Annotated in this window: 20 protein-coding genes; 16 read left to right on the top strand and 4 right to left on the bottom strand. The window is 36.2% G+C overall.

From position 1 onward, the window contains the following. Window positions 1-68: 68 nt before the first annotated feature. The gene (locus GSM_RS14120; RefSeq protein WP_010078027.1) at window positions 69-545 is read left to right on the top strand and encodes a CidA/LrgA family protein; all 477 of its coding nucleotides are present in this window, start codon (window positions 69-71) and stop codon (window positions 543-545) included. Continuing rightward, window positions 529-1,251 carry an antiholin-like protein LrgB gene (gene lrgB / locus GSM_RS07260; protein WP_010078026.1) on the top strand — a complete coding sequence of 241 codons (723 nt, stop codon included), beginning with the start codon at window positions 529-531 and terminating at the stop codon, window positions 1,249-1,251. The genes GSM_RS14120 and lrgB overlap by 17 nt, the downstream gene beginning before the upstream one ends. Before the next feature lie 238 nt (window positions 1,252-1,489). Here the strand turns inward: lrgB and GSM_RS07255 are convergent, their stop codons facing one another. Continuing rightward, entirely contained in the window at window positions 1,490-1,936 is a 447-nt protein-coding gene (locus GSM_RS07255; RefSeq protein WP_010078025.1) for a MarR family winged helix-turn-helix transcriptional regulator, read from the bottom strand. Window positions 1,937-2,245: 309 nt separating this feature from the next. On the opposite strand from GSM_RS07255, the gene GSM_RS07250 reads away from it, so the two are divergent. The 4 genes from GSM_RS07250 to GSM_RS07235 all read left to right on the top strand — a co-directional run bounded on the left by GSM_RS07250 (window position 2,246) and on the right by GSM_RS07235 (window position 7,188). Next, entirely contained in the window at window positions 2,246-3,100 is an 855-nt protein-coding gene (locus GSM_RS07250; RefSeq protein ID WP_010078024.1) for an aldo/keto reductase, read from the top strand. 57 nt (window positions 3,101-3,157) lie between these two features. After that, window positions 3,158-5,065: a M13 family metallopeptidase gene (locus GSM_RS07245; RefSeq protein WP_010078023.1), complete on the top strand. Its 1,908-nt coding sequence runs from the start codon at window positions 3,158-3,160 to the stop codon at window positions 5,063-5,065. Window positions 5,066-5,281: 216 nt separating this feature from the next. Next, the gene (locus GSM_RS07240; RefSeq protein WP_010078022.1) at window positions 5,282-5,743 is read left to right on the top strand and encodes a MarR family winged helix-turn-helix transcriptional regulator; all 462 of its coding nucleotides are present in this window, start codon (window positions 5,282-5,284) and stop codon (window positions 5,741-5,743) included. Window positions 5,744-5,829: 86 nt separating this feature from the next. Continuing rightward, window positions 5,830-7,188, top strand: coding sequence for a DHA2 family efflux MFS transporter permease subunit (locus GSM_RS07235; RefSeq protein WP_010078021.1), 1,359 nt, complete (start codon window positions 5,830-5,832; stop codon window positions 7,186-7,188). A gap of 282 nt (window positions 7,189-7,470) precedes the next feature. Here the strand turns inward: GSM_RS07235 and yidC are convergent, their stop codons facing one another. From yidC to rpmH, 3 genes are all read right to left on the bottom strand, one after another. Continuing rightward, complete coding sequence (yidC, locus tag GSM_RS07230; RefSeq protein ID WP_010078020.1) at window positions 7,471-8,304, bottom strand: membrane protein insertase YidC; 834 nt, start codon at window positions 8,302-8,304, stop codon at window positions 7,471-7,473. Window positions 8,305-8,326: 22 nt separating this feature from the next. Next, on the bottom strand, window positions 8,327-8,668 hold the full coding sequence (gene rnpA, locus GSM_RS07225; RefSeq protein ID WP_010078019.1) for a ribonuclease P protein component: 342 nt from the start codon (window positions 8,666-8,668) through the stop codon (window positions 8,327-8,329). Between the two features lie 64 nt (window positions 8,669-8,732). Further along, window positions 8,733-8,867 carry a 50S ribosomal protein L34 gene (rpmH, locus tag GSM_RS07220; RefSeq protein ID WP_010078018.1) on the bottom strand — a complete coding sequence of 45 codons (135 nt, stop codon included), beginning with the start codon at window positions 8,865-8,867 and terminating at the stop codon, window positions 8,733-8,735. A 509-nt stretch (window positions 8,868-9,376) separates the two neighbouring features. On the opposite strand from rpmH, the gene dnaA reads away from it, so the two are divergent. The 10 genes from dnaA to rpsR all read left to right on the top strand — a co-directional run bounded on the left by dnaA (window position 9,377) and on the right by rpsR (window position 21,423). Continuing rightward, a complete protein-coding gene (gene dnaA / locus GSM_RS07215) occupies window positions 9,377-10,729 on the top strand; it encodes a chromosomal replication initiator protein DnaA (RefSeq protein WP_010078017.1) in 1,353 nt (450 codons plus the stop codon). 169 nt (window positions 10,730-10,898) lie between these two features. After that, entirely contained in the window at window positions 10,899-12,035 is a 1,137-nt protein-coding gene (gene dnaN, locus GSM_RS07210) for a DNA polymerase III subunit beta (RefSeq protein ID WP_010078016.1), read from the top strand. Window positions 12,036-12,303: 268 nt separating this feature from the next. Next, on the top strand, window positions 12,304-13,929 hold the full coding sequence (locus tag GSM_RS07205; protein WP_010078015.1) for a malolactic enzyme: 1,626 nt from the start codon (window positions 12,304-12,306) through the stop codon (window positions 13,927-13,929). A 343-nt stretch (window positions 13,930-14,272) separates the two neighbouring features. Beyond that, on the top strand, window positions 14,273-14,500 hold the full coding sequence (gene yaaA / locus GSM_RS07200; RefSeq protein ID WP_010078014.1) for a S4 domain-containing protein YaaA: 228 nt from the start codon (window positions 14,273-14,275) through the stop codon (window positions 14,498-14,500). Window positions 14,501-14,504: 4 nt separating this feature from the next. After that, entirely contained in the window at window positions 14,505-15,629 is a 1,125-nt protein-coding gene (gene recF / locus GSM_RS07195) for a DNA replication/repair protein RecF (protein ID WP_010078013.1), read from the top strand. Between the two features lie 38 nt (window positions 15,630-15,667). Next, a complete protein-coding gene (gene gyrB, locus GSM_RS07190; RefSeq protein ID WP_010078012.1) occupies window positions 15,668-17,617 on the top strand; it encodes a DNA topoisomerase (ATP-hydrolyzing) subunit B in 1,950 nt (649 codons plus the stop codon). Between the two features lie 42 nt (window positions 17,618-17,659). Then, the gene (gene gyrA, locus GSM_RS14115) at window positions 17,660-20,134 is read left to right on the top strand and encodes a DNA gyrase subunit A (protein WP_010078011.1); all 2,475 of its coding nucleotides are present in this window, start codon (window positions 17,660-17,662) and stop codon (window positions 20,132-20,134) included. A gap of 191 nt (window positions 20,135-20,325) precedes the next feature. Next, window positions 20,326-20,613, top strand: a complete 288-nt coding sequence (rpsF, locus tag GSM_RS07180; RefSeq protein ID WP_010078010.1) for a 30S ribosomal protein S6 — start codon at window positions 20,326-20,328, stop codon at window positions 20,611-20,613. 37 nt (window positions 20,614-20,650) lie between these two features. Next, window positions 20,651-21,166 (top strand): single-stranded DNA-binding protein, encoded by a 516-nt coding sequence (gene ssb / locus GSM_RS07175; RefSeq protein WP_010078009.1) that lies wholly within the window; start codon window positions 20,651-20,653, stop codon window positions 21,164-21,166. Between the two features lie 20 nt (window positions 21,167-21,186). Beyond that, window positions 21,187-21,423 (top strand): 30S ribosomal protein S18, encoded by a 237-nt coding sequence (gene rpsR / locus GSM_RS07170; protein ID WP_010078008.1) that lies wholly within the window; start codon window positions 21,187-21,189, stop codon window positions 21,421-21,423. Window positions 21,424-21,595: the final 172 nt, after the last annotated feature.

Raw genomic sequence — 21,595 nt, 5'->3', positions numbered from 1 at the left:
AATAAATAGACTTTTTTGTATCATCTTACGTTATCCTTGCTTTGAAAATAATTAAAGGAGGATGATTTATGATGAATTCAAAAAAGAATGGAGCTCCTATTCTATTACAGATGGGCATATACTCAGCAATTCTCTTTGTCTCAAACATTATCTCTAGCCTATTCCCGGCATCAACGCCTGTTCCCACCCCAGTTATTGGTCTAATAATCTTATATTCCCTCTTAACCTTTAAAATTATCAAAATTGAGTGGGTTGAATCTCTAGGTGCATTTCTCATCAGCATCATTGGCTTTCTTTTTGTACCATCCGGTATTTCCCTTGCAGCTAACTTAGACATAATGAAAACTGCTGGTGTGCAACTTGTGTTGGTCGTCTTTTTCTCAACAATCATTTTGTTAGTTGTCACAGCATATACGACCCGTTTCTTTATTTTCTTGCACACTCGACAAGAAAGAACTAAGCAACGCAGAGTACTCACAAAGAAAATATACACTGAAAAAGCCCAATTAACGAATGGAGATGATCGTCATGACAATGTTTACTAACCTCTTTTTTGGAATCTTTCTTTCACTATTCGTATATCTGATAGGTCAGCAACTATTCAAGAAATTTAAAGGTTTCTTCTTATTTCAGCCATTATTTGTTGCAATGGTATTGGGTATTTTTATACTATTCGCACTCTCGAAATTTCTAAATATAAATATTGCCACCTTTTATCAAAAAGCTTACAAGCCTGGAGGAGATATCCTTTTCTGGTTTTTAAGCCCCGCAACTATTGCATTTGCAATTCCCTTATACAAAAGAAACGATATTGTAAAAAAATATTGGAAAGATATTTTAGCTGGTTTATTGATTGGAACGACACTTTCCTTAGTATTGATTATCGTTTTTTCAAAACTTATTGGACTTAGTCATACCAGCATTGCATCAATGCTTCCTCAAGCAGCAACTACCGCAATTGCATTGCCTATCTCTACTGCAATTGGCGGCAATGCATCAATCACTGCAATGGCTTGCATTTTAAATGCCGTCATTATCTATGCTCTTGGGAAGTACCTCTTTAAAATCTTTCACTTAGGCTCTGAGCCGATTGGCGCTGGACTTGGACTAGGTACTTCCGGCCACACAATTGGTGCTGCTTTTGCACTTGAATTGGGCTCTGTAGAAGGCTCAATGGCAGCCATTGCAGTCGTTGTGATTGGTGCAGTTGTTGATTTATTAGTACCTATAGTTTCACATATTTTTTTGTGATTTTTTAATTAGAAAGCCTCAATTTAAAGTATTAGAAAGTGACTTTCCACAAAGCAACTTATCAAGTAATACCCCCAAAGTTAAAGTAAAAACTTTGGGGGTATTACTTGTGCACACGGCACGCCTTTTTCACGCATAATTTTTCTTAATCAGATTATCGAATATGTTCCTTCTGCTTTAAAAACTTAACCAATGTCCTCAAAGTGTTCAGTGATTACATCTGAAAGTTCAAAAATCATTAATTTTCAGGATCAATTCTCCTACCAATGCTCTTTATCAAAGATACATCGTTTTTATATTCTTGTGATGTCATGTCAACATTCGCAAAACACGAAGTTAACTTACCTTTAATCTCATACTTCTTATTCTTACCTTTTTTTGACAAAGTAATATAAACTCGACGCCCATCTTCTTCGCTGTGTTTGCGTTCTATCCAGCCATCTTTTTCCATTCTCTTTAATAAGGGTGTTAAGGTCCCATTGTCAAGGCTCAACTTTGCCCCAATCTCCTTAATCATCATAGGCTCACCATTCTCCCACAATGTTAAAAGGGTAATATACTGTGGATATGTTAACTTGTATTCCTTCAGTGCACTAGCATAAAACTTATTATAGATCTTTTGTGCTGTATAAATAGCAAAACAAAGCTCGTCGTCTAATTTAGCTGGCTTATGATCTAATCCCATCATCATTCTCCTTCTTCCGCAAGATATCGTTATTCATTATACAATTAAACACTCACAATTCCGATGTTTTTTTTAGTAAAAAAATAAAATCCTATTAGCAGACTTTTATAAACTGTTTACCCAAATTTTCCAAAAAACTGTGTCTGCCACTACCTTTTTTATTATAGCATTTTATTTCATGATAGTTGTAAAATAAAGCGTTTAACTTTCTTGCTTTATTTCGAAGTTGTTTCACAACTTACCATATTATCCGGTAATGTAGTAAAATGGTACTAGTAGTTTATAAATACTTGGAAGCGAGGTTTTTCGATGAAAAGTTTGATAGATACCTATACTTTAAATAACGGTATAAAGATACCAATTGTTGGCTTTGGCACATGGCAAACACCTGATGGAGCAATTGCAAAAGTAGCCGTGAAATCTGCACTATCCTCAGGGTATCGCCATATTGATACTGCTGAAATGTATGGAAATGAAAAAAGTATTGGAGCAGCTATTAAAGAAAGCGGCGTTTCCCGCAATAGTCTTTTCATAACAAGTAAGCTATCTAATTCTGCTCACAGTTATGAAAAAGCGACTGCAGCTATTGAAAAATCGTTGAAAGATCTTCAAGTTTCAAGCCTAGATCTTTTTTTGATTCATTGGCCAAATCCCAAGATGTTTCGTGATACCGATTGGGAAAAACATCTACAAGATACTTGGCGCGCCTTAGAAGACTCATATAAGGCAGGAAAATTAAAAGCTATTGGTGTTTCCAATTTTAAAAAACATCATTTTGATATTTTGAAAGAGACACAGACAGTTAAGCCAATGGTCAATCAGATTAGGATCTGTCCTGGGGATTACAATGCACAACTCATCGAGTATTGTAAGAGTGAGGACATTTTGCTAGAAGCTTACAGTCCCTTGGGTACAGGAAAGATTTTTACAGATGAGACAATAAAAGAACTTGCTGAAAAAAATAACAGGACAGTTGCACAGATCTGTCTTCGTTGGTCTTTACAGCATGGTTTCTTACCTCTGCCTAAATCAATTCATGAAGATCGAATCGAAGAAAATTCTCATTTATTTGATTTTGACTTGTCTGCATCTGATATATCTACAATTGACAGTTTGAAAGGTATTGTTGGCTATGTCTCAGATCCCGATACAGCTGAATTCTAGATTAAATTATCTTTGGGTTCGGATTTTTTATTCAGTTTGAAAAAAGGAAGCGTATTTATGACAAAAACAGTAAATAAAGACTTAATTAAAGACAATCTTTACCAAGCAGTGAACGGTGAATGGCTGAAAACTGCCAAAATTCCTTCAGATAAATCATCTACTGGCGGTTTTGCAGATTTAGCAGATAACATTGAAAAAATATTAATGTCTGATTTTGGAAAGATGTTGGCAGATCCTGATCAAGTAACAGATCCTTATTTAAAGGAATTTATAAAGTTCTATGCTTTAACTTCTGACTTTAAAAAAAGAGATGCTGATGGTTTTAAGCCAGTCAAAGATTACTTATCAGTGATTGAGAAGCTTGACTCTTTTGAATCTTGGGAAAAACAATTGGGCTCATTAACTCTAGCAGATTATCCGATGCCCTTTTCAATTTATCTTGAACCTGATATGAAAAACACGACTGCTTATGCGCTCACTGCGGATGTTCCCAGTTTGATTTTGCCGGATAAAACTTATTATGAAGATGGTAATGAGTCTTCAAAGGCACTCCTTGACATCTATACTAAAATGCTGGCGAAACTTTTTAAACTTGCTGGCTACACTGAAGATGCTACTAATAAGATAATTGCGGGAACACTTGCTTTTGATAGGTCAATTGTACCTTATGTAAAAGACAGTACCGAGTTAGCAGACTACGTAAAGAGTTACAACAAGTATGATTTTGTTGATTTCCTGAAATTTAGTGATAATGTTAATTTGAAAAAATATATAGAAGCACTGATTCATGATGATCCTGATCAAGTTATTGTTGCTGAGCCAAAGTTTTACGAAGCTTTTGACAAAATCATTAAGCCTGAAACCTTCGATAATATGCGCAGCTGGCTCCTTTCTCGGACCCTGTTATCCGTGAGTTCTTCAGTTTCTGATGAAGCAAGAGTTATCTCTGGTGAATACTCTAGAGCTATCTCTGGAAGCAAAGAGCCTATGTCACCACAAAAGAGTGCTTTTTATAAGTCTGTTAATGTCTACAGCCAGGTCGTTGGTCTATATTATGCCCATAAGTATTTCGGACCAGAAGCAAAGGCGGATGTGACCAACATGGTTAAAAAAATGATTAATGTCTACAAAGAACGTCTACAAGACAATGATTGGCTGGGAGAAAAAACACGTAAGAAGGCTATCCTAAAATTAGAAAAGCTTGGCATTCAAGTAGGATATCCCGACAAATTGAAAGAAATTTACAAGAAATTTATTGTTGAGGGAAACGAATTATTCAGCAATACTCTTAAGTTCACTCGTTTATCAATCATTGACCACTACAACAAGTGGAAGAAACCCGTAGATCGCACTGAATGGGAAATGAGCGCATCTACTGTCAATGCCTATTATCATCCTTCTTACAACATCATTGTCTTTCCTGCTGCGATTTTACAGGCACCCTTTTACAGCTTAAGTCAATCATCAAGTGAGAACTTCGGTGGAATTGGTGCGGTTATCGCCCATGAAATCTCGCATGCTTTCGATAATAATGGTTCTCATTTCGATGAATTCGGTAATTTAAATAATTGGTGGAGCGACTCTGACCTAGAGCATTTCCAAAAACTAGCTGATGAGATGATTGCTGAATTTGACGGTCTTGAGACCCCTGCTGGCAAAGTAAATGGTAAGTTAGTTGTCTCAGAAAACATTGCCGATGTTGGTGGTCTGAGTTGTGCTCTTGAGGCTGCAAAAAAAGAAAAGGATGTGAACCTCAAAGAATTCTTCTTCAACTGGGCTAGAGTATGGTGTCTTAAGTCATCATTAGAAAGACAGAAATTATTGCTTAATATTGATGTACATGCACCTCATGAATTGCGAGCAAACATCCAACCTCAAAACTTGGCTGATTTTTATTCAACATTCAATATCTCCCCAGGAGATGGGATGTATCTTCCAGAAGAAAAACGGGTCTTAATCTGGTAGAACTACTGATACCTCTAAAAAAGAAGTCAAATCTAAAGTTGATTTGATTTCTTTTTTTGATTCGCCTAATAAAATTTTCTATACAAATCCCATAATTTACGTAATCTCTTTTTAACTTTTATGTTTTGATTGCAAAATTCAGATTATTCCGCAAATCCAATTGATTTTAAATATCTAATACTTGCATAGGAAACAAAAATTCAATACAATGTATTCATGACAAAAGAAGATAAACAAAGACAACTTATAACCGATATGGCGGATTTATTCAATAAAATTAGCGCCTATAATATGCCTATCGTAAAACAAAAATTAGCAGGATTGACTCTTTCAGAAATAGAGATCATTGAATTAATGGCAAACATGAAAGATGCAAATGTTACTAAAATTGCTAAAAAATATCATATGACACGTGGAGCGATCAGTAAAATCACCAAAAAAATGCAAGCAAAAGAGCTAATTAGGATTTATCAGCACCCTAATAATAAAAAAGAAATTTACTTTGAGCTAACAAAAAAAGGTGTTGCTGTTGATGCTAAACATCGAAAATTACATGAGGATTTTTACCGACGTGACAAGCAAGTTTTTGACCATGTTTCAGAATCTACACTTGATGATATGCTAGAATTCTTAGCTACTTACAATGCTTATATGGAAGATCTAAAAATGCAATCTTAGAACAGATTGCATTTTTTGTTTACAAGGAAACAAAAACAGCGTACACTTATTTTGTTTACAAGGAAACAAAATAGGGGGGCTTAATTTTGAAAAAATTACCAAAATCTTTATTAGCTGCTGCTTGGGCAATTTCTTTGGGTGCCATTGCACCAATGTTAGATATGAACATGATGAATATGGCTGTACAAACTATGACTCAAGTTTTTAATACAACTTTAAATGTGTTGCAGTGGGGAGTGACCGGTTATACTCTTGCGCTCGCGGTGACAATTCCATTTTCGAGTTTTTTATTAAATCACTTTGATGGTAAAAAGATTATGATTATCGCTACACTATCTTTTGGGGTAGTTTCATTTCTAATCACACTGTCAAATAATGTACAAGCATTTATTGGTTTACGTGTGATACAAGGAATAGCGGCTGGTATTATTACAGCACTTATGAAAACTTTACTTGTAAAAATTGCAGGTCGTGAAAATGTGGGACGTGTTATTGGAATTGTTACTACCCCAATGATGTTAGGTCCAATATTCGGACCAATTATAGGTGGCTTTATCGTACAAAATTGGTCATGGAAATGGTTATTTGATATTAACATTTTTATTACCGTAGTTGCTACAGTCTTGATGGCTAAGTATGTACCGTCATTCTCACCCTTCAATGAAAATAATAAATTTGATTTATTAGGGTCATTGCTATTGGCAGGTTTAACGGCCAGCCTATTATACGGACTTTCAGAACAAAGCACAGTATGGGCACTAATTGGTGTCGCTGTAACAATTGCATATTTCATTTACGATACTATACGCAAACATCAATCCGTTTTACCGCTAAATTTATTTAAATATAAACAGTTTACTGCGTCCAATATTGGTTCTTTTTTATACAATGCTACTGTACTAGGACCAATGTTTATATTGCCACTATACTTCCAAGAAGGTCGAAGTTTTACCGCCATTGAAGCAAGTTTAGCACTATTACCGCAAGGAATTGCAATGCTCATTACTCGTCCAGTACTTGGTAAATGGTTGCATTTATTGGGAGCAAAAAATCTGTTACAAATCAGCATTCTTGGACTAACTGTGACAACAATACCATTAATCTTTATTGGCTCCTCAACCAGTATGTGGATTGTAGAAACCATTTTATTCTTACGTGGTTTAACCTTTGGTTCAATTAAAGTTCCCTTTAGTGCCGAAATGTACAATGGGTTACCAGAGAAATACTTGGCTGAGGCTGGTGTTGCAGGAAATATGTTAGAACAATTTGGTTCTGGATTTGGAACAGCCTTAATTGCTACTGTTGTTTCAGTAGTAATTAATAACCACGCTAGTCATATGATGAAAGCATTTCAAATAGGCTTTTTGGTAAGTTTGCTAGGAATTATATTGATGTTTATTCCTACATTTTTTCTTAAAATGCATAAAACTAATATTCGTTCGTAACAGTTTAATCGCACAATTAAAACTTTAGGTTCAAAAAGTAGATCCTGAAGTTAAAAGAATTTATTTTGAAAATCATAAAAACACTTATAACCTTATAAAGTAGTTTTTCTTAAAGGGTTAGTTGTATCTAATCTAATAGAAATGATGTTATAAACTTTATATCGAGCTCATTGCTAATTTTCTCAGAAAAACAAAAAAAACACCCGTAAATATGTGAGTGTTTTTTTAGTCATCTCATAAATTTGGAAAACTATTTTTAGCTTAACACCTTAAAATCGAAGCTTATTTTCTTTTACTCTTATAAGCTCTTCGTTTTGCTTTTTCTATAGCTCTCTTTTTTTCTTTTTCAACTTTTTTCTTTTCTTCACGTTCACGATTAATTTTAAATGGATTACTTATTAACAGTGTCTGTCCCGCTGAAAAGGCATTTCCTATCACCCAATATAGTGATAACGCTGATGGTAAGGAGATTGCAGTTATTAAGATAAATATTGGCATTCCATACGTCATCGCAGTTGTCATCCCATTTTGTTCTGGCTGTGACATCATGCTCAGCTTAGAAGTTAAGAATGTAAATATTGCAGCTAAGATAGGTAAAACAAAATATGGATCCTTATCTCCAAGCTTCATCCATAAAAATGTTCCACTTTTCAAAACTTCGGATCTCAAAATAGCCTGATATAACGCAATTAAGATTGGCATCTGTATTACCATTGGCAGACAACCAGCAACTGGATTGACGCCAGCTTCAGCGTATAATTTCTGCTGTTCTGCACGTAATTTATTCTGCGTTTCCATATCTTTTGTAGAATATTTACTTTGCAGTGCTTTCAACTGCGGTTGTAATTCTGTAGTTTTTCTCATGCTTTTCATTTGATAAAACATAAGCGGCAAAAGAATGACACGAATAATGATTGTAAACAAAATTATACCTAGCCCGTAACTATTACCAAAAACCTTACTTAAAAACATGATTGCTTGGACAAAGCTCCAAATTATGTAATGATCCCATATACCAGAGCTATTCTGAGTTACTGTCGACGTACTACAACCACTTAAAATAAAAACCAGTCCCACGACACATAATAACGTGAGAATACGTTTTGTTCTCTTCACTACATTCCCCTCACTTCACAAGCTATTTCAGCAAAACATGAGCTAGACGTAGGACATGCATTAAATTCTTCTTGGTATCAGCCATCGACACGCCAGAAATTGGCGGACGAGCAATGATTATAAAATCACAATCTTGCCGTAAATTAGGTTTTAGTTCTGTTAAGCTCTGCCTAATTCTTCGCTTAACCCAATTACGTGCTACTGAATTCCCAATTCTCTTTCCTACAGATATCCCTACCCTAAAATGCAACTGATCCGGTTTATCAATTACATAAACAACAAATTGTCTATTTGCAACAGATTTCCCTTGCATGAATACCTTTTGAAAATCTGCTTCTTTTTTGACACGGTATGATTTTCGCATAATCCATCTCCATGTGTCGTCTAAAAATCTACATCAAAATAAAAGACCACTGACGGTCAGTGGCCTATGCAGACAATACTTTTCTACCTTTACGACGTCTACGTGCTAAAACAGCGCGACCGTTACTTGTACTCATACGTTTACGGAAGCCATGAACTCTTTGACGATGACGTTTCTTAGGTTGGTATGTTCTCTTCATTAGATTTTCCACCTCCTTGATAGACACTTAACAATGATACCAAAAATACTACTAAAAAAAACAGTTTTTGTCAAGACCTATCTACTCAAGACATCTTATCATAGATTATTCACGGGTTAAAGTTATTTTGAAAAAGTACTCTTCAAAGTTATCCACAAAAACAATAGGAAAAGCTTATTTCCTGTGGATTTCTTTTTTTGCCCTATTTTATTTCCACAGAGCGTTTAACAAAGTTTTACACCAATACACATTCTGTTTACAGATTATCCACAGGTAAACTTCAAACTGTTGAAAACTATTTAAAACACTGCCGTAGCAACAAAAGTTACTCGCAAGTCTACTGTGGATAAGTCATGAAAATAATAAATAGTTATTTTCATTTTTCACCTTGTGGATAAACAATTTACAGTCTGTGTCTTTTGTTCCTTTCTTTTGTACATACCTGTGGAAAACTTTTTAAAAAAATGCTAGACTATTATAATGAACGTTACAACAAAGGAGGTATCTATGTGCCTGATCTTGAAACCTTATGGCAATACATTTGTGATGAATTCAAAACAAAATTATCTACGATCAGCTATAACACTTGGCTAAAAGCCGTCAAGCCGATAGCTTTTTCATCTCAAACGCTTGTTATCGAAGTCCCGACTGCCTTACATAAAGATTATTGGAAAGCAAACTTAAGCAAACAAGTTGTCACTCTCGTTGCTGACTCGATTGGTCAGACAATCACGGTGATCGCCAAGTTACCTGAGGAACCCAATCCACTTTCTTCAAATTTTTCCACTAATAGAGCTCAAAACAATACTAAGGTTGATTCACGCCCAACTTTTATGCGTGAGACTAAACTAAATGAAAAGTATACTTTTGATACTTTCGTTATTGGAAAGGGTAACCAAATGGCACATGCCGCAGCACTTGTAGTCGCAGAAGAACCTGGTGCTCTTTACAACCCACTTTTCTTTTTCGGTGGTGTTGGCTTAGGCAAAACCCATTTAATGCACGCGATTGGTCACCAAATGTTGGCTAATAATCCGCAAGCAACAGTCAAATACGTCACCAGCGAGGCTTTCGCCAATGACTTCATTAATTCAATTCAAACGAAACGTCAGGAGGAATTTCGAAAAGAATACCGCAGTGTTGACTTACTTTTAGTAGATGATATTCAATTTTTTGCCGATAAAGAAGGAACGCAAGAAGAGTTCTTTCATACCTTCAATGCATTATATGATGACAAAAAACAAATTGTTCTTTCGTCAGATCGCTTACCAAATGAAATTCCTAAGCTGCAAAAAAGACTTGTATCACGCTTTAAGTGGGGGTTATCCGTTGATATAACACCCCCTGACCTTGAAACCAGAATTGCAATTCTTCGCAACAAAGCTGATGCTGATGATTTGGCTATTCCTGATGATACGTTAAGCTATATTGCTGGCCAAATTGATTCAAATATTCGTGAATTGGAAGGCGCATTAGTTCGCGTACAAGCCTATTCTTCAATGACCCATCTCCCAATCTCAACTAGTTTGGCGGCTGATGCCTTGAAGAACTTAAAACTTAATGGAAAGTCAAATGAAATTTCTATCTCAGTTATCCAAGACAAAGTGGCAAAGTACTACCACATATCCATCAGTGATCTAAAGGGAAAGAAAAGAGTTAAAAACATTGTAATTCCTCGCCAAATAGCTATGTATCTTGCGCGTGAACTTACAGATGCTTCTCTACCTAAGATTGGTCATGAATTTGGAGGGAAAGATCATACAACCGTAATCCATGCTCACGAGAAGATTTCAGGCGCATTGAGTACCGATACAGAATTACAACGTGAAGTTAATGACTTAAAAGGCAAATTAAAAAAATAAGCGTAATTGTGAATTACTGTGAACAAAAAGCGTACTTATACACAAGATATGCACATGTGTATATCTTTTAGATTTCTAGCCATTCTTTAGTTTTCCACAGAATCAACAGGCCCTACTACTATTACTATTTTCTTTTATAATTAATATATATACACTTAGGAGGCACTTCATGAAATTTACAGTAAATCGACTTGAATTTATTAAAAGTCTGACAGATGTCCAAAGAGCTATTTCGACAAAGACAACGATACCTATATTGACAGGATTAAAATTGAAACTAGAAGCAAAGGGTCTGACTCTTACAGGTAGTGATGCCGATATCTCAATTGAAACATTTATTCCTGCTGATGACGATAAAGCACAATTACAAGTTGAAGAACCTGGACAAGTTGTTCTAACTGCAAGAATATTTAGCGAAATTATAAAGAAACTACCTGAAGATGTTCTTACCTTAGAAGTAACTGAAAATTACCAAACAGAAATTCTATCAGGAAATGCATCATTTTCAATTAAGGGGCTAAATGCAGAAAACTATCCTCATTTACCAGAAATCACAACAGAAGATACTTTAAATCTTGAAAGTGATGTTTTAAAACAGATAATAGGACAAACTGTTATTGCTGTTTCAACGCAGGAAAGTCGCCCAATTCTTACAGGTATTCATTTAACTATTAAAAATGGTCAGTTATCTGCAGTTGCAACAGATAGTCATCGTCTAAGCCAACGTAAAATTGCAATAGCAGCAGACAATGTTTCTTACGACATCATCGTCCCTGGTAAATCACTCAGTGAGTTATCGAAGATGATCGGAGAAGACGCAGCTCAAGTTGAAGTAAGGATATCTGAAAATCAAGTGTTGTTTAAGTTCAACAACACGACCTTTTATTCACGCCTGCTTGAAGGAAATTATCCGGACACAGATCGTTTGATTCCAAAAAATTCTGATACTGAGATTGACTTTAATGCAAGTGAATTTCTTGCTTCAATCGAAAGAGCTTCGCTATTATCCCATGCTGGTCAAAACAATGTGGTAAAATTAGCACTGGATACTGAAAATCAAAAGGCAACAATTTACAGTAATTCACCTGAAATAGGTAATGTTGAAGAAGAATTGAAATTTCAAAGGCTGTCAGGTAATGATATCGAAATTTCATTCAATCCTGACTACATGAAAGATGCACTAAGATCTTTTGGACAAAGTACGATTACAATTTCATTTAATGCTCCTTTGCGACCATTTACATTGGTGCCTAGTGAAGATCAAGAACATTTTATCCAGCTGATTACGCCGGTTAGAACATACTAAAATGAAATAAACAAAAATTTCATGAAGAATAAGGGGCTAGGCCAAGAGTTATTTTTTGACCTAGCCCCTTATTCTGTATAAATGTGTTTCATAAGTTAAAATTATCCTATTTTTGCTGCAAATATGATAAAAATTAATAGTCTGCGTCACTACATATAATATTTATTTATAATTGATTTAGATTTTGACTATATTTGAAGTGCACACGTATATTAAATATGTGCATATGTGAACAATAAAAAATAGTCAAAATAAGGAGAGTTGATCTATGTTAAAAAGTTATGAAATATTGCGTAATCCCTTTTTAAATAAGGGAACGGCTTTTACAAGAGAAGAACGTGAAAAATTAGGCTTGGTGGGAATTCTGCCAAGCAAAGTTCAAACAATTGAAGAGCAAACAGCGCAAGCTTACGCTCAATTCCAAAGTAAACCAAGTCTTCTTGAAAAAAGAATTTTCCTGATGAATCTTTTTAATGAAAATGTTACATTATTTTATCATCTGATGGACCAGCATGTTGTTGAATTTATGCCTGTTGTCTATGATCCAGTTGTTGCTGATTCAATTGAACAATACAACGAAATCTACACGAATCCGCAACAAGCAGCATTTTTGTCGATTGACCATCCTGAGGATGTTGAAGATACATTAAAGAATGCTTCTGACGGCCGTGATATTCGTTTAATCGTCGTTACAGATGCTGAAGGTATTTTGGGTATGGGTGACTGGGGGGTCAACGGTGTTGACATCGCGGTAGGTAAATTGATGGTTTATACAGCTGCAGCAGGAATCAATCCAGCTCAAGTATTGCCAGTAAGTATTGATTCAGGTACAAACAACCAAAAATTAATTGATGATCCTATGTATCTAGGAAACCGTCACGAACGTGTCGCTGGTAAACCTTTCTTAGATTTCATCGATAAATTTGTAGAAGCACAACAAAAAGTGTTCCCTGAATCACTTCTTCATTTTGAAGATTTTGGCCGTGCAAATGCACAGGTTATTTTAGATAGTTACAAGGACAAAATTGCAACTTTCAATGATGATATTCAAGGAACTGGGATGATTGTCTTAGCGGCAGCGATTGGTGCCATGAAAATCTCGAAACAAGAACTAAAGGATCAAAAATTTTTAACATTCGGTGCAGGCACAGCTGGGATGGGTATCGCCAACCAAATCTTTACTGAACTTGTTCAAGAAGGACTAACGGAAGAAGAAGCACGCAGACACTTCTACTTAGTTGATAAGCAGGGTCTTTTATTCAACGACACTCCTGATTTGACGCCTGCTCAAAAAGCATTTACACGTGATCGTTCGGAATTTGCAAATGCAGATGAATTAACAAATCTAGCAGCAGTTGTTAAAGCAGTACATCCTTCTGTTATGGTTGGTACATCTACTCAACCGGGAACATTTACAGAAGAAATCGTCAAAGAAATGGCTGCACATACAGAACGCCCGCTTATCTTCCCACTTTCAAATCCTACCAAGTTAGCAGAAGCTAAGGCAGCAGATTTGATTAAATGGACTGATGGGAGAGCACTTATCTCAACTGGAATTCCTGCAGCAGATGTTGAATATAATGGTGTCACTTATCATATTGGACAAGGAAACAATGCCTTGATTTATCCAGGATTAGGTTTCGGTTTGGTTGCTTCTACAGCAAAGCGTTTAACACAAGAAACAATTTCAGCAGCAATTCATGCACTTGGTGGATTAGTTGATGCAGATGCAGCTGGTGCAGCAGTATTGCCACCAGTTTCACAACTTACAGAATTCTCACAAATCATAGCTGAAGCAACTGCTGAAAGTGTGGTTTCGCAAGGATTAAACCGTGAAGAAATTACCGACGCAAAAAAGGCTGTTGCTGATATGAAGTGGGCTCCTGAATACTAAAAAAGAAAATATAAGCCGATGAAAATTTGAATACTAACACAGAATTACAAAAATAGTACGTATTTCGACATTAGGTGGAGAATTTTGGCTTATGGGGTACGTTTATACAGAATCAATTAGGAGCTGGGTCAAAATTTAATTTTTGACCTAACTCTTTTTTGTTTCGCTCGAAATAGTCCTAAAAAGCCGAAAAATACAAATCTGTGGGTTTTAAGCCAGATATAGTCTCTTTATATTAACAGGCCTTAAAATAGCTTATACTGCATAATAGGCCCTTATATGATTGTTATTTGTTATAAAAAAGTTTATAATTAAGGTTAAATGAGGAAGTTGGTGAAATCTGTTGGATAATGAGATTCTTCTAAAAACTGAGTATATTACTTTGGGGCAAATGCTCAAAATAGCCTCAATAATCGATTCCGGTGGACAGGCTAAATGGTTTTTGCAAGAAAATGAAGTTTGGGTCAACGGAGAGCAGGATAATCGAAGAGGCCGAAAACTTTATGCGGGTGATCAAGTTAACATCCCTTCAGTAGGTAAATTTTCAATGCGTTCTAAACAGGCCAAGTGAGCCTATGTACTTAAAAGAATTGTTACTGAAAAATTTTCGCAACTATTGTGATGTGGATTTAGAGTTTTCACCGCAAATTAATGTATTGATTGGTGAGAACGCACAAGGAAAGACGAATCTCCTTGAAGCAATCTATGTTTTAGCAATGGCAAGAAGTCACCGAACAAATAATGAGCGAGAACTGGTGAATTTTGCAGAAGATGAAGCTTTAATTCAAGGAACATTGGAACGAAAACTAAGCAAGCTGAAACTCGAACTTTTTTTGGGGAAAAAAGGGAAAAAGGCAAAAGTAAATCACCTGGAACAAGCGAAGTTATCGCAATATATCGGCCAAATGAATGTTATTTTATTTGCTCCAGAGGACTTAGCAATTGTCAAAGGATCACCAGCGGTGAGGCGAAAATTTATTGATATGGAGTTTGGGCAAATTGATGCGCATTATTTATATAATTTGAGTCAGTATCGCGTACTTTTAAAACAAAGAAATCATTATTTGAAGCAACTTCAGCTGAAACAAGCAAAAGATTTAGTTTTGTTAGAAGTTCTTTCTGATCAGCTTGCAGCATTTGGAGCAGAAATTATTGCAAAGCGCATTATTTTTTTAAGTGAACTTGAGGAGTATGCCCAAATTGTTCAAGCGCAAATAACGGAACAAAAAGAGGAACTCAATTTCAAATATGAAACTAGTATAGAAAATGTTTATAAAAAAGATGTTAAACAATTGTATGCCGACTTAAAGAAGTTGTATCAAAGTAATCAAAAAAAAGAAATATTTCAAGGTTCAACCTTGTATGGGCCGCATAGAGATGATGTTCAATTTTTGATTAACAAGAAAAATGTTCAAGTTTTTGGTTCGCAGGGACAGCAGAGGACGACCGCACTGGCCGTAAAGTTAGCAGAGATTGATGTAATGAAAAATGAAACGGATGAATATCCGATTTTATTGTTGGATGATGTCTTATCGGAACTTGATGGAGCTCGACAAACGCAATTATTGCGGGCAATCCAGGATAGAGTTCAAACTTTCTTAACAACACCTAGTATGAGTGAAATAACAAGAAAGTTAATAAAAGATCCTAAGATATTCAGGATTAACGCGGGAAAGATAACAGCGGAAGAATTTAGATAATGACATCTTTGTAGATGAATAGCTGGAGGGGATTAAAGTTGACAGATAAGGAAATGGAAGAGGTCAAAGAAGAGCAGGCCAAAAAATATGATGCTAGTCAAATCCAAGTGCTGGAAGGACTCGAAGCTGTAAGAAAACGTCCGGGAATGTACATTGGTTCAACAAGTTCACAAGGACTACACCATTTGGTATGGGAAATCATTGATAATGGTATTGATGAAGCATTGGCAGGCTTTGCTGATGAAATTAATGTAACTATTGAGAGTGATAATAGTATAACTGTTGTTGATAATGGTAGAGGGATACCTGTAGATATACAGGCAAAAACAGGCAGACCAGCACTTGAGACAGTTTATACTATTTTGCATGCCGGCGGAAAGTTTGGCGGTGGTGGATATAAAGTCTCAGGTGGTCTTCATGGAGTTGGGGCCTCTGTAGTAAATGCTTTGTCTACTACCCTTAACGTTGAAGTTAAGAAAAACGGTAAAATCTATGCAATTGATTTTAAACGTGGAAAAGTAAATCATGAGATGAGGATCATTGGTGAATGTGGTGAGCATGAACATGGTACGAAAGTTCATTTCTTACCAGATCCAGATATTTTTGTGGAAACAACTGTTTATGATAGCAAGATATTAACTACAAGAATTAGAGAACTTGCATTCTTAAACAAGGGATTAAAAATTACGATCACAGATAAGCGTGTTGAAAGTCCTAAAACAAAAGAATTTCATTATGTTGGTGGAATTAAGCATTATGTTGAATTTTTAAACAAAGGAAAAAACGTCTTATTTGAAGAACCCATCTATGTGGAAGGCGAGCAGAAGGGGATTACAGTTGAAGTAGCTTTGCAATATACCGATGACTTCCATTCTAATTTGATGACGTTTGCCAATAATATTCACACATATGAAGGTGGAACTCATGAAGCTGGATTTAAGACGGCATTAACTAGGGTGATTAACGACTACGCACGCAAGAGCGGTAGGATGAAGGAAAATGAAGACAACCTTTCTGGTGAAGATGTGCGTGAAGGGTTAACAGCTGTTGTCAGCATTAAACACCCAGATCCACAGTTTGAGGGACAGACAAAAACCAAATTAGGCAATTCTGATGCAAGAACAGTTACGGATAGGATGTTTGCTGAACATTTTTCTAAATTTATGATGGAAAACCCAGCAATTGCTAGAAGGGTCGTAGATAAGGGATTATTGGCTTCCAAGGCAAGAATTGCTGCAAAACGTGCGCGAGAAGTTACTAGAAAAAAGAATGGTTTGGAAATCAGTAATTTACCTGGGAAGTTGGCCGATAATACAAGCAAGGATCCTGAAATTTCAGAATTATTTATAGTCGAGGGTGATTCTGCTGGCGGTTCAGCAAAACAAGGCCGTTCAAGATTAACACAAGCAATTTTACCTATTCGAGGTAAGATTTTGAATGTTGAAAAAGCAACTTTGGATAGAATTCTAGCTAATGAAGAGATTAGGTCGCTATTCACAGCTTTGGGGACAGGCTTCGGTCAAGAATTTAATGTTGAAAAAGCTAATTATCATAAGTTGATAATAATGACAGATGCCGATGTCGATGGTGCACATATTCGTACCTTGTTATTAACGCTTTTCTACAGATTTATGCGGCCTATGATCGACAAGGGATTCGTTTATATTGCTCAGCCGCCGTTGTATCAAGTACGGCAAGGAAAATTAATTAGGTATATTGATACAGATGCTGAACTTGATGAAGTCTTAGGACAGTTGCCACCATCACCAAAACCAGTTATTCAGCGATACAAAGGTTTGGGTGAAATGGATGCCGAGCAGCTATGGGAAACAACTATGAATCCAGAAAATAGACGTTTGTTAAGAGTTAAACTTGAGGATGCCGAAGAAGCAAACGGAGTATTTGAAATGTTGATGGGGGACAAGGTTGAGCCGAGACGTGAATTTATTGAAGCAAACGCAACCTTTGTCGATAACTTGGATGTATAGATATTTCCTCGGAAATATTTGAGAAATTAGGAGGGATAGACGTTGGTAGATCTTCCAAATAGAATTAAAGATTCTGATTTGTCTGGAATTATGCGAAAATCTTTTATGGAGTATGCGATGAGTGTTATTGTTGCTCGTGCATTGCCAGATGTGCGTGATGGATTAAAACCAGTCCATCGCAGAATCTTATACGGTATGAATGAGTTAGGGGTAACTCCTGATAAGCCGTATAAAAAGTCTGCAAGAATTGTAGGGGATGTCATGGGGAAGTACCATCCTCATGGTGATTCTGCAATCTACGAGTCAATGGTCAGAATGGCGCAAGACTTCAGTTATAGATATATGCTTGTTGATGGACACGGTAATTTTGGGTCCGTCGATGGTGATGGTGCCGCTGCAATGCGTTACACAGAAGCACGCATGAGTAAAATAGCTACAGAAATGTTGCGTGATATTAATAAAAACACCATTGATTTTACAGAAAATTATGATGGATCAGAAAGAGAACCTGTGGTGCTCCCAGCAAGATTTCCAAACCTATTGGTCAACGGTGCTACAGGAATTGCGGTAGGGATGACTACTAATATCCCACCGCATAACTTGGCAGAAGTAATTTCTGGATTACATATTTTAATGAAGAATCCTGAAGCAACAACGGCTGATTTGATGGAAGCAATAAAAGGTCCTGATTTTCCTACAGGTGGGATTGTTCTAGGTAAATCTGGAATTCGCAAAGCTTACGAAACGGGTAGGGGAACTGTTACAATTAGAGCCAAGGTTGAAATTGAAGAGTCAGCGAACGGCCGTGAACAAATAATTATTAATGAGTTGCCATACATGGTCAACAAGGCAAAGCTGATTGAAAGAATTGCGGAGTTGGCGCGCGATAAAAAGATTGAAGGAATTACGGATATTCGTGATGAATCTGATCGAGAAGGAATGCGAATTTCGATAGATGTTAGACGAGACATGAGTGCGTCTGTTGTTTTGAATAATTTATATAAATTGACATTGATGCAAACTACTTTTGGCTTTAATATGCTTGCAATTGTTAAGGGAACGCCTAAAATTCTTAGCCTAAAACAAATCTTAAAGTATTATCTTGAACACCAGGAGATAGTTATCAGGCGCAGAACTGAATTTGAGTTAAAGAAAGCCCAAGCAAGAGCGCATATTTTGGAAGGTTTAAGAATAGCGCTTGATCACATTGATGAGATTATTCACATTATTCGTAGTTCTAAGAGTGGAGAAGTTGCTAAGGCTAAGCTGATTGAAGGCTATCAGTTATCTGACAAGCAAGCGCAAGCTATTTTGGATATGCGTTTAGTTCGTTTAACAGGCTTGGAACGCGAGAAGATAGAAGACGAGTATAACAAACTTCTTGAAGCTATCGCGGACTATAAAGATATTCTTACACACACTGAAAGAATTGATGAGATTATCTATCAGGAGCTGCTAGAAATCCAAGAAAAATATGGCGATAAGCGCAGGACCGAATTATTAGTTGGAGAAGTACTCAGCATTGAAGATGAAGATCTAATTGAAGAAGAGGATGTTGTGATAGCACTCACCCATAATGGCTATATCAAGCGAGTAGCAACGAGTGAATTTAAGGCACAACGCCGAGGAGGTAGAGGTGTCCAAGGAATGGGAGTCCATGATGATGACTTCATTGAACACTTGGTTAATACTTCTACACACGATGAGCTTTTGTTCTTTACGAATATGGGGAAAGTCTATCGGATGAAGGGTTACGAAATTCCTGAGTATGGACGTACTGCAAAGGGAATACCGGTTATCAATTTGCTTGGTATAGATTCAGGTGAAAAAGTACAGGCAGTCATAAATATTTCCCGCGATATGAAGACAAAGGAACTATACTTATTCTTTACTACACGATTAGGAATTTCGAAGCGTACAGCAGTTAGTGAATTTTCAAATATTAGAAGTAATGGCTTAAGGGCAATTACGCTAAAAGAAAACGATGAATTAATTAGTGTCCTGATTACTGACGGGAACAAAAATATTATAATCGGAACGCATTTGGGATATGCTGTTAGTTTCTCTGAAAAAGATGTCAGATCAATGGGAAGATTGGCGGCAGGTGTCAGAGGAATTCGCTTAAGAGAAAATGATTATGTAGTTGGTGCAGATATTCTATACCCAGACAGTCATGTTTTTGTAATTAGTGAGAATGGTTTCGGTAAACAAACATTAGCTTCAGAATACCCAATAAAAGGTCGAGGAGGTAAGGGAATAAAAACCTCTAATGTAACTGAAAAGAATGGACCAGTTGCCGGCCTAACAACGGTTAATGGTACTGAAGACATTATGCTAATCACAAATAAGGGTGTTATGATCAGATTTAATATTGACAGTGTTTCTGAAACTGGAAGGGCAACATTAGGTGTCCATCTTATCAGAGTTGAGGAAGGTGCCTTTGTTTCAACAATGGCCAAAGTTGCACCAGAAGAACTTGACGAAGAGGAACAAGAGGAACAAGAAGAACAAAAATAATATTTGACAGAATCAAAAATTTTGCGTATTTAATAATATGGGCAGTGATAGGGATTTAAGTACCTTGTAATATTATTTTATAAATGATATAATGTTTGTTCGTTAGTATCTAACTAGAAATAGCATTAGATTACTTTCCTTGTTCTTAACAGAATTAAGAACCAAAAGTCCATAAGGAGGTGTAAACAGTCATGACATACGAAATTACTTATATTATCAGCCCAGCAATTGATGAAGCTGCTAAGGCTACATTGGTTGATCGTTTCGACAGTATCTTAAAGGATAATGGTGCTGAAATCGTAAATTCAAAAGACTGGTCTAAGCGTCGTTTTGCATACGAAATCGGTGGTTTTACAGAAGGAACATACCATATTGTAAATGTTAAAGCTGATGGTGCCGTAGCAATCGATGAATTTGATCGTCTTGCAAAGATCAATGATGCAATCTTACGTCATATGATCGTTAAACGTGAAGCTTAATTAAGAAAATAAATATTTATAGAGGGGGAGTAGAACTTTGATTAATAGAGCTATACTTGTAGGTCGATTAACAAGAGATCCTGATTTGCGTTATACCTCTAGCGGTGCCGCTGTTGCAACATTTACCGTCGCTGTAAATCGCCAATTCACGAACCAGCAAGGTGAACGTGAGGCAGATTTTATTAATTGTGTCATTTGGCGCAAGGCTGCGGAAAATTTTGCGAATTTTACACATAAGGGATCTTTAATAGGTGTAGAGGGACGTATTCAAACTAGGTCTTATGAGAACCAACAGGGAAATAGGGTCTATGTTACAGAAGTTATTGTTGATAGCTTCTCATTACTTGAATCACGTTCACAATCTGAACGTCAGCAAAGTAATAATAACTCACAAAGTTCTAGTCCTTCGCAAGGAGCAAAGTCAAATTCAGGAGATAACCCATTTGGTAATATGATGAACAATAATAATTCATCTAGTAACACAAATGATGCTGATCCGTTTGCCGGCAACGGGCAACAGATTGATATCTCAGATGATGACTTGCCATTTTAGGATAGCAAGGAGGGAAAACAATGGCACAACAACGTAGAGGTGGCCGTCGTCGCCGTAAGGTAGACTTTATTGCAGCAAACCATATTGATTATATTGATTATAAAGATACTGATCTTTTGAAACGCTTTGTTTCTGAGCGTGGTAAGATTTTACCTCGTCGAGTAACTGGAACTAGCGCAAAGAACCAACGTCGTTTGACAATTGCAATCAAGCGTGCACGTATTATGGGTCTTTTACCATTCGTAACTGAAGATTAAAAATTAAAGATGTGGCTGGTCCGCATCTTTTTTTTGTGAAGAAAAGGCACTATATTCAAAAATAAAACAATATATAGTGTGTTGCGTTAAAATTAATTCAATATATAGTATGAATGGATCTGAGAGTGTGGTAAAATATTCTCAGATCTTTTTTTCAACAAAAAGATGTTAA

It is taken from the genome of Liquorilactobacillus mali KCTC 3596 = DSM 20444, assembly GCF_000260415.1.
Lineage (GTDB): Bacteria > Bacillota > Bacilli > Lactobacillales > Lactobacillaceae > Liquorilactobacillus > Liquorilactobacillus mali.
Note: the sequence above shows the minus strand (reverse complement) of the source record. Positions and strands in the feature narration are given on the sequence as shown.